The sequence below is a fragment of the Azospirillum sp. A29 genome (assembly GCF_042604625.1).
GTDB lineage: Bacteria > Pseudomonadota > Alphaproteobacteria > Azospirillales > Azospirillaceae > Azospirillum > Azospirillum palustre.
The window spans coordinates 346,847-364,565 of sequence record NZ_CP170467.1 but is presented as its reverse complement, the minus strand read 5'-3'; the positions used below and the strand labels follow the sequence as shown (position 1 = coordinate 364,565).

General features: G+C 70.4%; 16 protein-coding genes and 1 riboswitch. Of the genes, 8 read left to right on the top strand and 8 right to left on the bottom strand.

Annotated elements, in window-relative coordinates; genetic code table 11:
* Positions 1 to 40 precede the first annotated feature (40 nt).
* Genes deoA through ABNQ38_RS29680 form a run of 6 tightly spaced genes read right to left on the bottom strand, consistent with a single transcriptional unit; the run spans position 41 to position 5,602 of the window.
* On the bottom strand, positions 41 to 1,360 hold the full coding sequence (gene deoA / locus ABNQ38_RS29705; RefSeq protein ID WP_377810907.1) for a thymidine phosphorylase: 1,320 nt from the start codon (positions 1,358 to 1,360) through the stop codon (positions 41 to 43).
* A 3-nt stretch (positions 1,361 to 1,363) separates the two neighbouring features.
* Positions 1,364 to 2,203 carry a deoxyribose-phosphate aldolase gene (gene deoC / locus ABNQ38_RS29700; RefSeq protein WP_377810906.1) on the bottom strand — a complete coding sequence of 280 codons (840 nt, stop codon included), beginning with the start codon at positions 2,201 to 2,203 and terminating at the stop codon, positions 1,364 to 1,366.
* Positions 2,200 to 3,033 carry a purine-nucleoside phosphorylase gene (locus ABNQ38_RS29695; protein WP_377810905.1) on the bottom strand — a complete coding sequence of 278 codons (834 nt, stop codon included), beginning with the start codon at positions 3,031 to 3,033 and terminating at the stop codon, positions 2,200 to 2,202. The genes deoC and ABNQ38_RS29695 overlap by 4 nt, the downstream gene beginning before the upstream one ends.
* Positions 3,034 to 3,048: 15 nt before the next feature.
* Positions 3,049 to 3,468, bottom strand: a complete 420-nt coding sequence (gene cdd, locus ABNQ38_RS29690; protein WP_377810904.1) for a cytidine deaminase — start codon at positions 3,466 to 3,468, stop codon at positions 3,049 to 3,051.
* A gap of 4 nt (positions 3,469 to 3,472) precedes the next feature.
* Positions 3,473 to 4,447 (bottom strand): ABC transporter permease, encoded by a 975-nt coding sequence (locus ABNQ38_RS29685; protein ID WP_377810903.1) that lies wholly within the window; start codon positions 4,445 to 4,447, stop codon positions 3,473 to 3,475.
* A 3-nt stretch (positions 4,448 to 4,450) separates the two neighbouring features.
* On the bottom strand, positions 4,451 to 5,602 hold the full coding sequence (locus tag ABNQ38_RS29680; protein ID WP_377810902.1) for an ABC transporter permease: 1,152 nt from the start codon (positions 5,600 to 5,602) through the stop codon (positions 4,451 to 4,453).
* A 186-nt stretch (positions 5,603 to 5,788) separates the two neighbouring features.
* Between ABNQ38_RS29680 and ABNQ38_RS29675 the strand changes: the two genes are divergently transcribed.
* The 8 genes from ABNQ38_RS29675 (at position 5,789) to ABNQ38_RS29640 (ending at position 15,229) form a co-directional block, all read left to right on the top strand.
* Positions 5,789 to 6,121: a ferredoxin gene (locus tag ABNQ38_RS29675; protein ID WP_377810901.1), complete on the top strand. Its 333-nt coding sequence runs from the start codon at positions 5,789 to 5,791 to the stop codon at positions 6,119 to 6,121.
* A gap of 131 nt (positions 6,122 to 6,252) precedes the next feature.
* A complete protein-coding gene (locus ABNQ38_RS29670; protein ID WP_377810900.1) occupies positions 6,253 to 7,167 on the top strand; it encodes a DMT family transporter in 915 nt (304 codons plus the stop codon).
* Positions 7,168 to 7,200: 33 nt separating this feature from the next.
* A riboswitch (TPP riboswitch) is annotated at positions 7,201 to 7,315 on the top strand.
* Positions 7,316 to 7,396: 81 nt separating this feature from the next.
* Complete coding sequence (locus ABNQ38_RS29665; RefSeq protein WP_377810899.1) at positions 7,397 to 8,533, top strand: ABC transporter substrate-binding protein; 1,137 nt, start codon at positions 7,397 to 7,399, stop codon at positions 8,531 to 8,533.
* A gap of 4 nt (positions 8,534 to 8,537) precedes the next feature.
* Positions 8,538 to 9,410: a branched-chain amino acid ABC transporter permease gene (locus ABNQ38_RS29660; RefSeq protein ID WP_377810898.1), complete on the top strand. Its 873-nt coding sequence runs from the start codon at positions 8,538 to 8,540 to the stop codon at positions 9,408 to 9,410.
* Positions 9,403 to 11,118, top strand: a complete 1,716-nt coding sequence (locus ABNQ38_RS29655) for an ATP-binding cassette domain-containing protein (protein WP_377810897.1) — start codon at positions 9,403 to 9,405, stop codon at positions 11,116 to 11,118. Before ABNQ38_RS29660 ends, ABNQ38_RS29655 begins: the two co-directional genes overlap by 8 nt.
* Positions 11,115 to 11,816, top strand: coding sequence for an ABC transporter ATP-binding protein (locus tag ABNQ38_RS29650; protein WP_377810896.1), 702 nt, complete (start codon positions 11,115 to 11,117; stop codon positions 11,814 to 11,816). The genes ABNQ38_RS29655 and ABNQ38_RS29650 overlap by 4 nt, the downstream gene beginning before the upstream one ends.
* Positions 11,817 to 11,942: 126 nt before the next feature.
* On the top strand, positions 11,943 to 13,325 hold the full coding sequence (locus ABNQ38_RS29645; protein WP_377810895.1) for a hypothetical protein: 1,383 nt from the start codon (positions 11,943 to 11,945) through the stop codon (positions 13,323 to 13,325).
* 62 nt (positions 13,326 to 13,387) lie between these two features.
* The gene (locus tag ABNQ38_RS29640) at positions 13,388 to 15,229 is read left to right on the top strand and encodes a chloride channel protein (RefSeq protein ID WP_377810894.1); all 1,842 of its coding nucleotides are present in this window, start codon (positions 13,388 to 13,390) and stop codon (positions 15,227 to 15,229) included.
* 114 nt (positions 15,230 to 15,343) lie between these two features.
* On the opposite strand, the gene ABNQ38_RS29635 is transcribed toward ABNQ38_RS29640, so the two are convergent.
* Both ABNQ38_RS29635 and ABNQ38_RS29630 read right to left on the bottom strand, forming a co-directional pair.
* Complete coding sequence (locus ABNQ38_RS29635; RefSeq protein WP_377810893.1) at positions 15,344 to 15,979, bottom strand: peptidoglycan-binding protein; 636 nt, start codon at positions 15,977 to 15,979, stop codon at positions 15,344 to 15,346.
* 554 nt (positions 15,980 to 16,533) lie between these two features.
* Positions 16,534 to 17,427 carry a DUF2243 domain-containing protein gene (locus tag ABNQ38_RS29630; protein WP_377810892.1) on the bottom strand — a complete coding sequence of 298 codons (894 nt, stop codon included), beginning with the start codon at positions 17,425 to 17,427 and terminating at the stop codon, positions 16,534 to 16,536.
* Positions 17,428 to 17,719 lie beyond the last annotated feature (292 nt).

The following is a 17,719-nucleotide window of genomic DNA, read 5'->3' as shown; positions in this document are numbered from 1 at the left end:
AGAATTCGCCCTCTCCTGTTCCGGGAGAGGGCGTTGTCTCTCACCCCAGACGCTTCGCGATCAGCGGTCCGCGGACCGGCGCGGTGTCCGTCACCGTGATCGACGCGCGCAGGCGGCGTTCCGCCTCGTCGGCCTGCGCCTCGTTGCGGGCATGCAGGATCGCCAGCGGACGGTCGCCCGGTCCCACCGCATCGCCCAGCCCGGCCACCTCGTCGAAGCCGACGGCGAAGTCGATGGCATCGGTCGTTTTGGTCCGGCCGCCGCCCAGCGCCACCACCGCCATGCCGACCCCGCGGGTGTCGATGGCGCCGACGAAGCCGGCCCGTTCGGCGAACAGCGGGCGGACGATGGTTGCGCTTTCCAGATGGCGGTCGGGCTGTTCCAGCAGGTCGGCCGGCCCGCCCAACGCCGCCACCATGCGGGCGAAACGTTCCGCTGCTTCACCGCTGGCAATGGAGCGGTCGGCCAGGGCGCGGCCCGCCGCAGCGTCCGGCGCCAGCCCGGCGAGGGCCAGCAGTTCTGCCGCCAGCGCCGCGGTCACCTCGTAGAGCCGCAGGTCCGCCGGCTCGCCACGCAGGATGGCGAGGCATTCGCGCATCTCCAGCGCGTTGCCGGCGCTGCGGCCCAGCACCTCGTTCATGTCGGTCAGCAAGGCCACCGCCGGCAGGCCGGCCCCCTTCGATACCGTGACGATGCTGTCGGCCAGCGCCTCGGCATCTTCGAAGCGCTGCATGAAGGCGCCGCTGCCGAACTTCACGTCCATCACCAGGGCGTCCAGCCCGGCCGCCAGCTTCTTCGACAGGATCGAGGCGGTGATGAGGTCGAGCGACTCCACCGTCGCCGTCACGTCGCGGATGGCGTAGAGCCGCTTGTCGGCCGGAGCGATGTCGTCGGTGGCGCCGATCACGGCGCAGCCGACCTCCTTCACCACCCGGCGCAGCAACTCGTTGTCGGGCTTGGCGCGGTAACCGGGGATGCTCTCGAACTTGTCGAGCGTGCCGCCGGTGTGGCCGAGACCGCGCCCCGACACCATCGGCACGAAGCCGCCGCAGGCGGCCAGCATTGGTGCCAGGATCAGGCTGACCTTGTCGCCGACGCCCCCCGTGGAATGCTTGTCGATCACCGGACCGGGCAGATCCAGCGATTTCCACTCCATCACCGTGCCCGAATCGCGCATGGCGCGGGTCAGCGCCACCCGTTCGTCCAGGCTCATGCCGCGGAAGAAGACGGCCATGGCGAAGGCCGATGCCTGGGCTTCCGACACGCGGCCGTCGGTGATGCCGCGGACGAAGTCCTGGATGGTGGCGGCGTCGAGCGGCTGGCCGTCGCGCTTGGCGCGGACGATTTCCTGCGGAAGCATGCCTCAGTACCCCCCCACCGGGGCCGGCTCGCGTTCGCCCTCCCGTTCGCCGTCCCGCTCGCCATGGCCGGCGGCCGCCAGCAGCGCGTCGAGCAGGCTGGAGGCCCCGAAGCGGAAGGTCTGCGGCGTGGCCCAGCCATCCCCCAGGATGTGGTCGGCCAGCGCCAGATAGCGCGCCGCCTCCGCCGCGTCGCGGATGCCGCCGGACGCCTTGAAGCCGACCTTCTTGCCCGATTCATAGATGCTGTCGAGCATCACCGCCGCGGCCGGCAGGGTGGCGGCCGGCTGCGTCTTGCCGGTGGAGGTCTTCAGGAAATCGGCGCCTGCGGCGATGGCGTCGCGCGACGCCCAGGCCAGCAGGTCGGCATCGGGGAAGGCGCCCGATTCCAGGATCACCTTCAGCAGCACCTTGTCGCCGCAGGCCTCGCGGCAGGCCTTCACGACATTCATCGGCTGGGTGCGGGCCCCGTCAATGAAGGCCTTGTAGGGCAGCACCACGTCGATCTCGTCCGCCCCGTCGGCGATGGCCCGCCGGGTTTCCGCCGCCACCGAGGCGGCGTCGGCCTCGCCGGTCGGGAAATTAACCACGGTGGCGATCTTCACCGGCGTGCCCTCCAGCGCCTTGCGCGCGGTGGCGACGAAGCGCGGCCAGATGCAGACCGCGGCGACCGGCCCGACGGGCGTGACGGCGCGGGCGCAGAGATCCTGCACCACCCGGTCGCTGTCGTCGCCGTTCAGGCTGGTGAGGTCGAGCATGCCCACCGCACGGCGCGCCAGATCGGCGTCGGACGGGGCGTTGGCGCTGGCGTCCAGCGCGCTTTGCAGGTCGGCAGACAGTTTCATGACCGGGACCCGTCCTTCTCATGCAGGCGTTCGAGGAAGCCGACCAGCAGGCGCTCCAGGTCGGCGGCTGCCGCCGAGGCGGCGGTCAGGGTCTGGTGATGGTCGACCGGCCCGTCGCCGAGCCCGACGCCAAGATTGGTGACGACGGCGCAGCCGACGACCCGCAGGCCGCAATGGCGTGCGACGATGCATTCGGGAACGGTGGACATGCCGACCGCGTCGGCGCCCAGCAGCTTCATCATCCGCACCTCGGCCGGCGTCTCGAAGGACGGGCCGGGATAGGCGGCATAGACGCCCTCCGCCAGATCGATGGACAGGCCGGCCGCCACCTCCTTCAAGAGGCTGCGCAGCTCCGGATTCCAGGCGTCGGTCATGCTGGGGAAGCGCTCGCCGAAGGCCTCATCGTTCGGGCCGGTCAGCGGGTTGCTGCCCAGCAGGTTCAGATGGTCGCTGATCGCCATCAGCCGGCCGGGTCCGACCTCCAGCCGGAGCGAGCCGACGGCGGCGGTCAGCACCAGCGTGTCGCAGCCGGCCAGCTTCAGCGCCCGCACCGCGGTCTTCAGCGCATCGAAGCCGTTGCCCTCATAGGCATGGACGCGGCCCTGCATGCAGGCGACCTCGACGCCGCCGAGCTGTCCCACCACCAGTCGCCCGGCATGGCCGGACACGCTGGGGATCGGGAAACCGGCGATGTCGGTGTAGGGGATGGCGACCGCGTTGGCGATGCGGTCGGCGATGCCGCCCAGGCCGGAGCCCAGCACGATGCCGACCCGCGGCCGATGGCCGGAGGCACGGTGGAGGATGTCCGCGGCGGCGCGGGCTGCGGTCATGTCGGGAAACTCCGCTCAGAAGGCTAAATTGGTGGGGCCGAACGATTCGGGCAACAGGGTTTCCAGTGCGAAAGTCCGCCGCAGGCCGGCCGGGTCGCAGATGTGGATCGGCGTGTCCGGGGATGCAAATTCGCGAATGCGCTGGCGGCAGCCGCCGCAGGGGGTGCAGATCTCCTCCGCGCCCGCCTCGCCGCCCATCACGACGATGGCGCGGATGCGACGGTCGCCGGCGGTGACCATGGCGCCGATGGCGCTCGATTCCGCGCATTGCCCTTGTGGGTAGGCGGCGTTCTCCACATTGCAGCCGGCGAAGATGCGCCCCGATTCGCCAAGGATCGCTGCACCCACCTTGAATTTGGAATAGGGGGCGTGGGCGTTCCCGCGCGCGGCGCGGGCCGCTTCGATCAGCTGGGGCAGCTCTGCGATGTCGGCCATCGGCTCAGCGTTCCTTCACATAGGGGATGCCGCTCGCCTTGGGGGCGATGGCTTTGCCGACGAAGCCGGCCAGCAGCAGGACGGTCAGCACATAGGGCAGCATCTGGATGAACTGCACCGGGATGACGCCGATGCCCGGCAGGACAACGCCCTGGAGGCGGACCTGCACCGCGTCGGTGAAGGCGAACAGGAGGCAGGCGAACAGGGTCGTCCCCGGCCGCCATTTGCCGAAGATCAGCGCCGCCAGCGCCAGATAGCCCTTGCCGGCGGTCATGTCGCGGACGAAGCCGGCGCCATGGCCGGTGGAGAGATACGAGCCGGCCATGCCCGTCAGGATGCCGGTGACCAGCAGCGCCTGATAGCGCAGCTTCGCCACCGACAGGCCGGCGGTGTCGACCGCCGCCGGATTCTCGCCCACCGCCCGCAGCCGCAGCCCGAAGCGGGAGCGGTAGAGCACCCAATGGGTGGCGATCACCAAGACCAGCGTCAACCAGATCAGCACATTGTTGCCGTTGAGCAACTCGCGGTAGACCGGCCCCAGGACCGGAACGCCGGACAGCGCCTCCACCCCCGGCAACTCCACCGCGGGGAGGCGCGCCTGGTTGGGCAGCAGCGGGGTCTGGCCGCCCTGCTGGAACCAGGCATAGGCCAGCGTCGGCGCCAGCCCGGCGACCAGGATGTTGATCGCCATGCCCGACACCACCTGATTGCCATTGTGGGTGATGCAGGCGAAGCCATGGACCATCGCCAGCGCCACCCCGGCGGCAATGCCGGCCAGCAGTCCCAGCCACGGGTTCAGCGTGGCCGAGGCGACGGCGGCGGAGAAGAAGGCGCCGGCCAGCATCTTGCCTTCCAGCCCGATGTCGACCACACCGGCCCGCTCGCAATACATGCCGGCGAAGGCAGCCAGCACCAGCGGGGTCGCCACGCGGATGGTGGCGCCCAGCAGTTGCAGCGCCAGAAGAAGCGCGTCCTCCATCGCTCAGCCCTTCCCCCCGGTTGCGGCATCTGCGGTGGCGGCGGCGCCGCGGCGGCGGAACAGGGCCTCCACCTGCGGCTTGAACAAATTCTCCATTGCACCGGCGAACAGGATGACCAGCCCCTGGATGACCATCACCAGCTCGCGGTTGATCGTCGGATATTCGAAGGACAGCTGGCCGCCGCCCTGCGCCAGAACACCGAACAGGAGTGCCGCCAGAATGATCCCGACCGGATGGTTGCGCCCCATCAGCGCCACGGCGATGCCGACGAAGCCGACGCCGCCGGTGAAGTTCAGGATCACCCGGTGCTGTACGCCCAGAATCTCGTTCACCCCGACGAAGCCGGCGAGCGCACCGGAGATCAGCATGGCGATGACGATGTTGCGCGCCGGCGAGATGCCGGCATAGACCGCCGCCCGTTCGTTCCGGCCGACGGTGCGCAGCTCGTAGCCCCAGCGGGTCCGGCGCAGGAAGATGTGGAACAGCATGCAGCAGGCCAGCGCCCACAGGAAGGACAGGTTCAGCGGCGAGGCCGGAATGGCGATGCCGAACCAGCCCAGCGCCCGGTCCATCGACGGCAGCCAGACGCCGGGATCGAACTCGCGGGTTTCCGGCGACTGGCTGCCGGGGCGGATCAGCACGTCCACCAGCAGCCAGGTCATGATCGACGCGGCGATGAAGTTGAACATGATCGTCGTGATGACGATGTGGCTGCCGCGCTTGGCCTGGAGCCAAGCCGGGATGAAGGCCCATGCAGCACCGAACAGGGCCGACGCCAGCACCGCCAGCACCGCCACCACCGGCCAGGGCCAGCCGGTCAGCGCCAGCGCCACCAGCCCGGCGCCGAGCCCGCCCAGATAGGCCTGCCCCTCGCCGCCGATGTTGAACAGCCCGCAATGAAAGGCGATGGCGACCGCCAGCCCGGTGAAGATGTAGTCGGTGGTGTAATAGAGGGTGTAGCCGATGGCCTCGGGATATCCCAGGGCCTCCGACACCAGCAGCGACAGCACGTCCACCGGGTTCTCGCCGATCACCAGGATCACCAGCCCCGACAGCACGAAAGCCGCGACGAGGTTGAGAACCGGCAGCAGCGCATACCCGACCCAGCCCGGCACCGCGCCCGGCTGGCCCTTCCCCGATCCGCTCAGCAGCACCGGCGTCTCCTGGATTGCCCCTTGCCGGGGATTCTTAACCGCCAACGCTCTGCCGACCAAGCATTTCATGGCGCCAGGAATCCAACCGCTGCCAGGAGTTGGAAGGATTACAAAAAGTCTTGCCGCAACGCAGCATTCTGGCATCCTTCTTATCCATAGAAATTTTATGGCTATGGGGCATGACCGATGCCGCTCGACATCCCGCAGACCTTCCGCCACCACGTCTTCTGCTGCGCCCAGCAGCGTCCGCCCGGCCATCCGCGCGGCAGCTGCGCCGCCAAGGGTGCACATCCGCTGTGGCAGCGGCTCGATCAGAAAATCCAGGGCAAGGGTTTGACCGATGTCGGCATGGCGATGACAGGTTGCCTCGGCTTCTGCTCCGCCGGGCCGCTGATGGTGGTGTATCCGGAAGGCATCTGGTACCGGCCGGAAACCCCGGAGGACATCGACGAGATCGTCGACTCGCATCTGGTGAAGGATGCGCCGGTCGAACGGCTGGTGATGGTACTGACGCGGTGAGGCGAGGTCGGCGCACGAGCCGACCCTTGACCTTGGCTGCGCCTAGCAGACCTGCGGTTGCGGCATTGGGACGCGGGCGCATTTGCCCATAATGTGGGCAGCCCCCGCCATTGCCGTTCCGAACCGATTCAATGACCGACGCCGAAACCGCCGACCTGCTGCCCGCCGAGACCGATTCGGTTCCCTACGCCGTCGGCTGCTTCCTGGGCGCGATCCTGCTGTTCGCGGCGATGGACACGCTCATCAAATTCCTGACCGCCGATTACCCGGTGCCGCAGCTGATGTTCGTGCGTTCGCTGGTCGCCTTCCTGCTGGTGGGCGGCTACACCCTGACATGCGGCGGCGGGATCGCGGCGATGCGGACGCGGCGGCCCCTGGGGCATGTCTGGCGCGCCTTCGCCGGGCTGATCTCCATGGGATGCTTCTTCTATGCGTTCCGCGAACTGCCGCTGGCCGACGTCTATGTGCTGAGCTTCGCCGGTCCGCTGTTCATCACCGCGCTGTCGGCGCCGCTGCTGGGCGAGCCGGTGGGCTGGCGCCGCTGGGCCGCCGTGGTGGTCGGGTTCAGCGGCGTGGTGGTGATGGCGCAGCCGTCGGCCGGGGCGCCGCTGGTGCCGGTGCTGGTCGGGCTGTGCGCCGCCCTGTTCTATGCGCTGGCCGCACTGGCCGTGCGCGGTCTGTCGCGGACGGAAACCAGCGCCTCCATCGTGCTCTACCTGCTACTGACGACGACGGTGGTCAGTGGGGCGCTGACGGTGCCGGTCTGGACCGCGCCCACCGTCTTCGCGCTGGGGCTGATGGCGCTGGTCGGGGCCATCGGCGCCGGGGCGCAGGTCCTGCTGACCCAGGCCTTCCGGCGCGCGCCGCCGGCAGTGGTGGCACCCTTCGAATATACCGGCATGGTCTGGGCCAGCCTGTTCGGCTGGCTGGTGTTCGGCGACCTGCCGACGGTGCCGGTCCTGGCCGGCGCCATGGTCATCATCGGCAGTGGGCTCTACATCCTGCATCGTGAAACGATGGTGGCGCGCCGCCGGTTGGGTTCTTGACAGGACGGGGCCGGCGGCGACACTCTCGCCGCCTGTTCACGGCTGGGGTGCCCGTGCGGATGCCGGTTCGGCAACCGTAGGGGCTGAGACAACACCCATCGAACCTGATCCGGGTCATGCCGGCGAAGGGAGCCGACCGGAACCCGACGGACCCGCTGAAAGCTGCTGCAAAGCGCCCCGTCCCCTCCGCGTCGCCCTGATCGCCGGCGCGTGTCGAGGAGTATCGGTCATGCGGCGCACGCTTTCCATTCTGATCGGCCTGCTGGCCGCATCGTCCTGTCTGTCGTCCGCCGCCCGTGCCGACGACACGCTGTCCTTCCCGGTGCTGGTGCCGCTGACCGGCTTCCTGTCGCTGGAGGGCACCAGCCAGCGCAACGGCGCCGTCCTGGCGCTGAAGCAGACGCCGGCCGGCGTCGCCATCGCCTCGGAGGTCGTCGACACCGGCACCTCGCCCGAGGCGGCGGTGACGGCGCTGGAGCGCGCGGCCGGCCGCGGCACGGTCGGGGCGGTCGCCGCCAGTATGCTCGGCACCCAGATGCTGGCGATGTTGCCGCTGGCGAGCGAGCTGAAGCTGCCGCTGGTCACCGTGTCGGGCACCGCCTCGATCACCGAGCAGGGCAATCCCTGGGTCTTCCGCTTCTTCCCCGGCGACGCGGTGACCAAGGCCGCCCATGCCCGCTATGTTGTGGAGGAGCTGGGCAAGCGGCAGCCGGCCGTCATCTATCAGACCACCGCCTACGGCCAGAGCGGCAAGGCCCATCTCGACGCCGCCTTCAAGGCGCTGGGCGTCACGCCCGTCTTCGAGGAGGGGGTGGACCCGGCGGCCAAGGATCTGCTGCCGGTGCTGACCAAGGCGCTCGCCGCCAAGCCGGACGTGCTGGTCCTGCACCTGCATTCCGGCCCGACCGCGCTGCTGCTGCGGCAGGCGGCGTCCAGCGGCGTGACCCTGCCCATCGTCGCCGGCTCCGCCATGCACCAGCCGAGCACCGCCGCCCTGCTGGAACCGGCGGAACTGAAGGGCGTCTGTGCCGAGACCGCGGCCTCGCCGATCTCGGGCGGCACGCCGGAGGTCAAGGCCTTCACCGACGCCTACCGCGCCGCCTTCGGCAAGGAGCCGGACGCCTTCGCGCTCGGCCAGTATGACGGCATGTCCATGGTTCTGGAGGCGGTGAAGGCTGGCGCCCGGTCGCCCGACGCCATCCGCAAGACGCTGTCCGCCGAGACGTTCCAGGGCCTCGCCATGACCTACAAGTCCGACGGCAAGGGCAACATGGCCCATTCCGCCGTCATCGTCTGCTATGACGGGGCCAGCCGCGTGCCGGTGCTGGTGAAGCGGTACGACGACCCGACGCTTGCGGCGAAGTGAGCGGATGGCGGCGCTTCAACTGCTGGTCAACGGGGTGGCGCTGGGGGCGGCCTATGCCCTGGTGGCGCTGGGCTTCGTGCTGGTGCTGAACGCCACCTCGGCGGTGAATTTCGCCCAGGGCGATCTCGTCATGGCCGGCGGGCTGCTGGCGGTGGCGGCGGCGCCGCTGATCCCGCTGCCGGGCATCGTCCTGCTGCCGGTGGTTCTCGTGCTGATGGCGGCGCTGGGGCTGCTGCTGGCGCTGGCGGCCTATCTGCCGCTGCGCCGCCGGCCGCCGGTCTCGGTCTTCATCAGCACCATTGCGGTCGGCATCATCCTGCAGAACGGGGCCGCCACCCTCTTCGGGCCGGAGCCGCGCGCCGCACCGCCACTGTTCGGCGACGACACGCTGCACATCGCCGGGCTGGCGGTGCCCGAGCAGTCGCTCGCCATCGTCGCGGTGGCGGGGCTGCTGATCGGCGCGCAGCAATGGGTGTTCGCCCGCACGCAGCTCGGCCGCCGGCTGCGCGCCACGGCGCAGGACCCGGAGATGGCGCGGGCCTGCGGCGTGCCGGTCACCGCGATGATCCTGGTGACCTTTGCCATCGGGACGGCTTGCGCCGGGGCGGCCGGGCTGCTGCTGGCCAACCGCTATTTCGTCACGCCGACTTCGGGCAGCGACCTGATTCTGAAGGCCTACATCGCGGTAACAGTCGGGGGCTGGGGCTCCGTGCCGGGTGCAGTGGTGGGCGCCCTGCTGATCGCGCTGTTCGAGGTGGGCGTATCGTCGGTGCTGTCCTACCCGGCGGCGCTGGGGGCCTTGTACCTGACGCTGCTGGCGATTCTGGTGCTGCGCCCGCAAGGGCTGTTCGGCGAAGCGGTGCGGCGCCGTGGGTGAACGTCGGCCGGCAGTCATTCTCATCGCTGGCGCGCTTGCCCTGCTGATCTACGCGCTGGCCTTCGCGTCCCCCTACGGCCTGCGTGTCCTGACCGTCGCCGGGGTCTATGCGCTGGCGACCTTCGGATTCCAGATCGTCTTCGGGCTCGGCGGTGCGCTGTCGCTGGCCCAGGGCGCTTTCTTCGGCGTCGGCGCCTATGTGACGGGCATCCTCGGCAGCCGCTACGGGCTCGGTGTCGAAGCGACCTTCCCGCTGTCGATGCTGGTGCCGCTCTTGCTGGCCCTGCCGGTCGGTCTGGCGGTGCTGCGGCTGGAATCGCATTACTTCGCCCTGGCGACTCTCGGCATCGCCCAGGTCCTCCATCTGCTGGCGGTCAACCTGCCGGAGCTGACCGGGGGCTCCAACGGGCTGGCCGGAGTGCCGGCGGCGGTGCTGTTCGGCTGGGCGGTGCCGCGCGGGCTGCCGATGGCCGGGCTGGTCTGGGGGCTGGTCGCTCTCGGCGGGCTGATCGGCTGGCGGCTGACGCGGGGAAGGCTCGGCCGGTCGCTGGCGATGCTGCGTGACGACCCGCTGGCGGCGGCGACGCTGGGGCTCGATGTCGGGCGGCTGCGGCTGGCCGCCTTCGGCATCAGCGCCCTGTTCGCCGGGGCCGCCGGAGCGCTTGCCGTCCACACCCAGCGCGTCGTCTCGCCGGAGGTGCTGGAATTCCCGGTCATGGTCTCCATCCTCACCATCGCCATCGTCGGCGGGCGGGGGCGGATGGCCGGGGCGGTGCTGGGCGCCGTGCTTCTGCTGCATCTGCCGGAGTGGTTCCGCTTCCTGGAGCGCGGCTATCTGGTCGTCTATGGCGTCGCCCTGCTGGCGACCGTGGTGCTGGCGCCGGACGGGCTGACCGGCCTGCTCGACCGGATCGTGGCCCGCCTGTTCGGCCGCGGGGCGCGGGCTTCCGTCGAGGCGAAGGAGCCGCCGCGTCCGCTAAATTCGCCGGACGGGCTGGCAGTCGACGATCTGCGCAAGTCCTTCGGCGGTGTGCGGGCGGTGGACGGCGTGTCGCTGGACCTGCGGCCGGGAAGCATCACAGGGCTGATCGGGCCGAATGGCTCTGGCAAATCCACGGTGATCAACCTGCTGTCGGGGTTGGAGCGGCTGGATGCCGGGCGGGTGCGGCTCGGCGGACGCGACGTCACCGGTCTCCGCGCCGACCGGCTGGCCCGCGCCGGACTGGCCCGCAGCTTCCAGGCGGCGGTTCTGCCGATTGGAGCCGGTGTGTTGGAGGCGGTCGCCGCCGCACGCCTCGCCGTCGATCCCGACGCCCGGACAGCGGAGGCGCATGCCCGCTGGGCGCTCGACCGGCTGGGCGTCGGCGACCTCGCCGGCCAGGGCTGCGACGGGCTGCCGGCGGCGCTGCGGCGCCGGGTGGAGTTGGCCCGTTCGCTGGTCCGCCGGCCGGCGGTCCTGCTGCTGGACGAACCCGCCGCCGGTCTGACCGACGGCGAGAAGGCGGAACTGGCGGACCTGCTGTGCGAACTGGCGCAGGAGGGCGTGGCTATCCTGCTGGTGGAGCATGACATGGGCTTCCTGTTGCCGCTCGCCGGCCGGGTGCTGTGCCTCGACCGCGGCCGGGTCATCTATGACGGGCCGGCCGGCGGCGTGCGCCGGGACCCGGCGGTGGCCGCCGCCTATCTGGGCCGGGCGGTGCCGGCATGAGCGCGCTGCTGTCCATCCGCGGCCTGACCGCCGGCTATGGCGGGGCGAGCGCGCTCGACGACGTGTCGCTGAGCCTTACGGCAGGAGAGACGGTGGCGCTGCTCGGCGCCAACGGGGCGGGCAAGTCGACGCTGCTGAAGGCTCTGCTCGGCCTTGTGCCGGTGCGGGGGGAGCTTCGCTTCGATGGGGCGGACATCGGCGGCCTCGCCACCGAGGCACGGGTTCGGCGCGGCATCGGCTATGTGCCGGAGGGGCGGCGGGTCTTCGCGGGCATGAGCGTGCGTGACAATCTGGAGGTTGCCGGCCTGTCCGCCGCCCGCGACCGGGCAAGGGATGTCGAGCGCGTCTTCGCCCTGTTCCCCGACCTTGCCCTGAAGAGCCGCGAGAGCGCCTGGCGCCTGTCCGGCGGCCAGCAGCAGATGCTGAGCCTGGGGCGCGCACTGATGGGCCGGCCGCGCCTGCTTCTGCTGGACGAGCCGTCGCTCGGCCTGTCGCCCAAGCTGGCCGACGAGCTGTTCGCCGCTGTCCGCCGCATCGCCGGCACGGGCACGGCCGTGCTGCTGGCCGAGCAGAGCGCCGCCCGCGCCCTGGCGGTCGCGCCGCGCGCCGTGCTGCTGCGGCTGGGGCGGGTCGTCGGCGATGGGCCGGTGGCGGCGCTGTCGGACGAGAGGCTGCGCGAGACCTTCTTCGGCGGCTAATGGCTACCTTATGCGTGTCCTGTGCAACAGGTGTCTGCTCCGTGCAACAGCGTGGGCGGTTGGGCTTGCGGACGGGGGCAGGCGCGGATAGCTTCGCCGCCATAACCATTCACGGATTACCTCGTCATGACCGCCCGCTTCGCCGCATCGCTGTCCGCGCTTCTCCTGCTGGGAGTGGCGTCGGCTCCGGCGATGGCCGAACTGGTGCCGGTGCAGCCGACGATTCCTCCCGCCGCCTATTACGGACTGCCCGAGCCGGAGGCCGAGATCGTCGTTCCCGGCGGTCCGGTGCAGGACGCCAAACCGGGCAACGCGCCGAACGGTGCGTCGGGCAAACCGGCCGCCGGCCCGTCCGCGTCGGCACCGGCCAAGCCCAAGCCCGACGGGCCGGGCGAGCTGATCGAAAGCTGGGACGGCGGGGCCGCCAAGAAGAAGGACGGCAGCTTTGCCTATTGCGTGGCGGAGGGGGAATTCACCTCCGGCCATGTGCTGATGTTCGCGCGCAGCCCGAAGGGCGAGACCAACATCGGCATCGGCATCCCCGGCGCCGACCTGCCCAAGGGCGGCGAGTGGCCGGTGACCATCGAGGTCGACAAGAAGCTGAAGCGGGAGCGGACCGCCGTCGCGTCGCAGCCGGACATGCTGGTGGTCTCCAACGGCAAGGACGACGAGCTGATCAACGCCCTGATGGGCGGCAACGAGCTGGTGGTGTCGTCGGCCAGCGACCGCATCGTCTTCAAGTTGGCCGGCACCAAGAAGGTGCTGAGCGATCTGAAGACCTGCGTCGACAAGGGCGGCAACGTCCCGCCGATCAAGGTCGCCGCCGGACGGCCGGCTGACAAGGACAGGAAGAACCGCCTGCCGGAAGGGCTGGACAGCCTGCTGACCGCCGCCGGGGTCCATGACGCCGAGCTGGTGCCGATGGACAAGGTCCCGCAGGACCGCCGCCCGGCCGACATCGCCTGGCGCTTCGGCCCCATCGTCGGCGGCATCCGCGAGCGTGCGGTGGGCGAAGGTGCCAGGATCGACGAGCTGTCCGACGGCTTCGCCGAGGCGATGAAGCAGCGTTGCGAGGGCACGCCGACCGTCGCCCTGAACCAGTCCGAGCAGGCGGGGGCCGTCTGGCTGCGCACCGGATCGGTCGACTGCGCGATGCCGCAGGGCAAGCTGCATGTCACGCTGAACTTCCTGCTGTCCCAGCGCCGCCTGTTCACCGTCATCTTCCACGAGGCCGGCGAGCCCGACGTGCAGCTGGCCGACAAGGTGCGCGACAACCTTGCCCAGGTGCTGCGCCGTGCCGGCGTCGCCCCGGCGCCCGTTCCCACCGACGCGCCGCCTGCCCAGCCCGCGCCCGCTCAACCTGTACCCGCCCAGCCTGCACCGGTTGCACCCGGTCAGCCGGCCCCCACGCAGGCCGCACCGGCTCCCGCTGCTCCTGCGGCCACCCCCGCGGCCCCCGTTCCGCCGACGGTGAAGCCTCAATCGAAACCGCAACCGTCGAAGCCCTGACGGAACTCACGCCCTTTCCGGCCCATTGACCCTATACGGAAGGGCCATCGATCAGCGTGACCATGCCTGACAACTCCGCGTCCATCGACGGCGTGGGCGACAACGCCCGCGCCGGAAGCGATCCCTATGCGACGCTCGATGCGTCCGCCGCCACCACCGTGTCCGAGCGCTGGAGCGTGCGCAACAGCGCGCTCGCCGTGGTCGTGCTGGCAGCACTTGTCGGCGGCGCGGTCGGGCTGGCGGTCGGCCTCCTGCATGAGGCGGTGCTGCTGATGCAGACGCTGGCCTTCGACGTGCCCGACGGCGAGCGGCTGGGGCAGGGCGCGCCGGACCTGCTGCGCACCCTCGGCGTGCCGGTGGTGGGCGGGCTGCTGCTGGGCATCCTGTCGCTGCTGGTGCGGCGCTGGCGCCCCAACGCCATCGTCGACGCGGTGGAGGCGAACGCGCTCTACGGCGGCAAGATGTCGCTGGTCGACAGCCTGCGCCTGACGGTGACCACTGCGCTGTCCAACGCGTCGGGCGCGTCGGTCGGCATGGAGGCGGCCTATACCCAGGCCGGCGCCGGGCTGGCCTCGTCGCTGGGCCAGCGGCTGCGGCTGCGCCGGGCCGATCTGCGCACCCTGGTCGGCTGCGGGGCGGCTGCGGCCATCGCCGCGGCCTACCATGCGCCGCTGGCGGGGGCCTTCTACGCCTTCGAACTGGTGCTGGGCGGCTACACGCTGGCGGTGCTGGCCCCGGTCGGGGCAGCGGCGGCGCTGGGGGTGGCGGCGTCGGCCCTGCTGACCGGCGGCGAGGTGCCGCTGGCGCTCGGCCGGCCGGTGGAGATCGCCGGCTGGGATTATGCCGCCTGCGGCGTCGTCGGTTTCCTGGCCGGCTGGCTCAGCATCCTCGCCATGCAGGCGGTGACGGCGGCCGAACGCGGCTTCAACCGCCTGCCGGTCCCGCGCTGGATGCGCCCGGCCATCGGCGGGCTGATGGTGGGCGCGCTGGCGCTGGCGGTTCCGGCGGTGATGGGCAGCGGCTCCGGCGCGGTGCCGCCGGAACTGGCTGGCGGCGCGCTGGCGCTGTCCCTGACGCTGGTGGCGAAAATCCTGGCCTCGGCGGTGTCGCTGGGCTCGGGCTTCCGCGGCGGCCTGTTCAGCGCCTCGCTGTTCATTGGAGGGCTGTTCGGCGGCCTGCTGGGGCAGGGTATAGCGACCTTCCTGCCCGGTCTGGGGATCGACGGCGGCCTGCTGCTGCTGGTCGGCATGGGGTCGGTCGCCGCTGGCGTCGTCGGCGCGCCGGTCACCATGGTGTTGCTGGTGCTGGAGACGACGCAGGATCTGTGGGCGGCGTCAGGCGTGCTGATCGGGGTCGTGCTGTCGACCACCGTGGTGCGGCAGGCCTTCGGCTACTCCTTCGCCACTTGGCGCTTCCACCTTCGCGGCGTGCCGATCCGCGGCGCCTACGATGTCGGCTGGCTGTCCGAGCTGACGGCCTTCCGGCTGATGCGCCGGGATGCCAAGACGGTGCCGGCCACCCTGACGGTGGAGGCGCTGCGCCGCCTTTACCCGCTGGGCTCGACCAAGGCAGTCTTCGCGGTGGACGAGATGGGCCGTTATGCCGGGATGGTCGACATGTCGGTTGTCCACGATCCCGACCAGGACACCGCCGCCACCGAAACCCGCGTCGGCTCGCTCGCCAGCAAGGCCGACGCCGTCCTGATGCCCGGCGACGACGCCCGCACCGTGCTGAGCCGCTTCGGCAGCGAGGAGGTGGAGGCCCTGCCGGTACTGTCCTCCCCCACCGACCGGCGGATCATCGGCTATGTGACTGAGTCCTTCGCGCTGCGCCGCTATTCCCAGGCGCTGGAGCGCCAGCGCGGCGAGGATCTGGGCGAGCGGGGGCTCTGGGGCCGGGACTGACCGGAAAGCGACAGCGCCGGTAAAACGACATCGCCGGTTCCGGGACGCCGCGGCGGCTGGCTGCCGTCGCGATGCCCCGGAACCGGCGATGCGGTTGCGGCTTTAGACCTGCCGTTACTGCTGGGTGCCGGTCGTGCCGGTGGCGCCCGGCGTGGTGTTGTTCGTCGTGCCGGTCGTCCCGGTGGTGTTGCCGGTCGTGCTGCCGGTCGTGCTGCCCGAGGTGGCCTGACCGGTGCTGCCCAGGTTCAGGGCGGACATCGTCTGCTGGTCGGCGCGGCCGGTGACGCGCAGGCCGTTGTCACGCTGGAACTTCATCAGGGCGCTGCGGGTGCCGGCGCCCCAGACGCCGTCGACCGTGATGTCGCGGCCGTCGTTGCGGTCGTTCAGCGCCTGCTGGAGTTCACGGACCTGATCGTGGCTCAGCCGGGTGCTGGAGGCCATGCTGCCGGAATGGTTGGCCGACGACCGGCGCGTTGAGCTGCCCGAGGTCTCGTCCTTCACTTCGGCCGTGGCGCGGTCGGTCACGCGGTCGGTCTTCTTGCTCAGGCTCTCGTCCATGGTGTTGCCGGCCACCGCGCCGCCGACGCCGCCGACCACCGCGCCGACCGGACCGCCGACGACGGCACCGGCCACAGCACCCGAGCCGGCGCCGGTGGCCGTCCGCGAGGTTTCGGTGCTGCCGCAGGCGCTGAGCGCGAACAGGGCGCCGGCCGCAGTGGCGGTCATGACGATCTTCGAAATCCCACGCATGGTTGCCATCCTTCTCGATTACGCTTCGATGTTGGCGACCCGCCGCCCGGTGCGGCCTGTACTGTCCTGCCGCACGGCAAGCGACAGCTGGGTCATGTGAAGAACAATCAACAGCGGGCCTTCTTGTTCCCTGACGTCGCGTCACGATTTTCCGCATACGCCGTTCACCATGGTGCAAACGGAGCCTCGGCCGGAGTAATACTCCGCCATTGCCTCGCTCTGCTCGCCCGGCATGCGCCGGGGAATAGCTTTGGCCGTTGCGGCGACAGGCTTTTTGCACGGCGCTGGCACCATGCCGGCCCCGCAGACCAAGTGTGTGCTTCGCGACCGGCCGAAAGCGGGGGAGCGCCCACTCTTCCGCGCTCATCCTTTTGGGCCACTATGCGCCGGCTGTTGCCCGACCCCGGCGGACCCGGCCTACCGTTCCTCTCCGCGTGCCCCGATGCGCAGGGAGTCAAATGCCCTCCGACCTCTTGAACCCCCGAAGGCCAGTCGGAAACGCTGCGGGCTGAAGACGCTGGCCGGGCGCATCGCGCAGGTGACCCGCAAGCCGCTCAAATCGCGGCTGGTCGGGTCGCCGCGGCTTGCGGCGAAGCGGCCCGCTCCGGAGCGGGCCTGAACCAGTCCAGGCAGCCGGCCGGGACCGCGCCATTGCTGACCAGCAGCGCGCCCCGCTGATAGAACTGCCGGTAGAGGCCTGGCGTGCGGCCGCCATCGGGCAGGTCGATGGCCCAGAGCCGTCCGCTGGGGTCGCTCCACACCGTGCGTCCCTCGACGGACGCCAGCGCTTTCAGTGCCTCCTCGGCGGTGGTCCCCGGGCGGAACAGCACCAGAGTGGCGGTGACGCCCGGCGGCGGCAGGGCGGCGACCGCCCCGGCGATTCCGACGGCGAGCACCAGCAGTACCGGCACCGCGGACCGGTGTTTGCCGCTTCCATACGACTGTCCGCTCTCTCCCCGCGTCAGCAGCCATCCGGCCAGCACCACCGCGACGCCGAAGACGAAGAACCACAGCAAATCCCAGAACAGCTTGTTCTCGACGTCCATGCGGATGCGGTGCAGGCCGAGCAACCAATGGGACACCAGCCCGTCCAGGATGTGCCAGATGCCAAAGCCCAGCAGTGCCCACCCCGTCAACTGGCGCCCGCCGACATCAACCAACCCCGCGCGCCCACGCCACAACAGCCACAGCCCGAGGGCGGCGACAAGATACATCAGGGCGTGGAACAGGCCGTCGGCCAGGATTTGAACTGTGATGTCGGCATAGGCCGCGCTGGCGAGACCGGACAGCAGATGGTGCCACTGCAGGATCTGGTGCAAGAGAATTCCGTCGAAGAACCCGCCAAGCGCAAAGCCCAGGCTGACCCCACCCAGAAGCAGGGTCCTCCCCGAACTTCGAGGCAAGTCCGGCGAAGGAACCTGGGGCAGCAGCGGATCGGCGATGGTCATCGGTCGGCTCTCCACGCATCACCTGCCAGGATTCCAGCCTCCAACAGGGCCAACCGCCGACGGTTCCCGATAACGGGTTGGTTTCCACACCCCTCCCGAGAAGGGTTTAACGCTTTTCCCCTCCGGCGCCGCGTTGGAAGGATTCCCCCATCGCGTTGGACACCCGGCCGGCGAAATTGACCATGGTTGGGCTACATCCGTCGTGGCGGTGCCGGACCCAAGGTAGTCGGACACCGTAGCGATTCGTCTGCTGACCCCCATCGGGGCCGCTTCCACACGGGGCACAAGAGCC

What these genes read in the sequence shown, in the direction of transcription:
- deoA (WP_377810907.1), bottom strand. Translation starts at nt 1,360, where the DNA reads ATGCTTCCGCAGGAAATCGTCCGCGCCAAGCGCGACGGCCAGCCGCTC.
- deoC (WP_377810906.1), bottom strand. Translation starts at nt 2,203, where the DNA reads ATGAAACTGTCTGCCGACCTGCAAAGCGCGCTGGACGCCAGCGCCAAC.
- ABNQ38_RS29695 (WP_377810905.1), bottom strand. Translation starts at nt 3,033, where the DNA reads ATGACCGCAGCCCGCGCCGCCGCGGACATCCTCCACCGTGCCTCCGGC.
- cdd (WP_377810904.1), bottom strand. Translation starts at nt 3,468, where the DNA reads ATGGCCGACATCGCAGAGCTGCCCCAGCTGATCGAAGCGGCCCGCGCC.
- ABNQ38_RS29685 (WP_377810903.1), bottom strand. Translation starts at nt 4,447, where the DNA reads ATGGAGGACGCGCTTCTTCTGGCGCTGCAACTGCTGGGCGCCACCATC.
- ABNQ38_RS29675 (WP_377810901.1), top strand. Translation starts at nt 5,789, where the DNA reads ATGCCGCTCGACATCCCGCAGACCTTCCGCCACCACGTCTTCTGCTGC.
- ABNQ38_RS29670 (WP_377810900.1), top strand. Translation starts at nt 6,253, where the DNA reads ATGACCGACGCCGAAACCGCCGACCTGCTGCCCGCCGAGACCGATTCG.
- ABNQ38_RS29665 (WP_377810899.1), top strand. Translation starts at nt 7,397, where the DNA reads ATGCGGCGCACGCTTTCCATTCTGATCGGCCTGCTGGCCGCATCGTCC.
- ABNQ38_RS29660 (WP_377810898.1), top strand. Translation starts at nt 8,538, where the DNA reads ATGGCGGCGCTTCAACTGCTGGTCAACGGGGTGGCGCTGGGGGCGGCC.
- ABNQ38_RS29650 (WP_377810896.1), top strand. Translation starts at nt 11,115, where the DNA reads ATGAGCGCGCTGCTGTCCATCCGCGGCCTGACCGCCGGCTATGGCGGG.
- ABNQ38_RS29645 (WP_377810895.1), top strand. Translation starts at nt 11,943, where the DNA reads ATGACCGCCCGCTTCGCCGCATCGCTGTCCGCGCTTCTCCTGCTGGGA.
- ABNQ38_RS29640 (WP_377810894.1), top strand. Translation starts at nt 13,388, where the DNA reads ATGCCTGACAACTCCGCGTCCATCGACGGCGTGGGCGACAACGCCCGC.
- ABNQ38_RS29635 (WP_377810893.1), bottom strand. Translation starts at nt 15,979, where the DNA reads ATGCGTGGGATTTCGAAGATCGTCATGACCGCCACTGCGGCCGGCGCC.
- ABNQ38_RS29630 (WP_377810892.1), bottom strand. Translation starts at nt 17,427, where the DNA reads ATGACCATCGCCGATCCGCTGCTGCCCCAGGTTCCTTCGCCGGACTTG.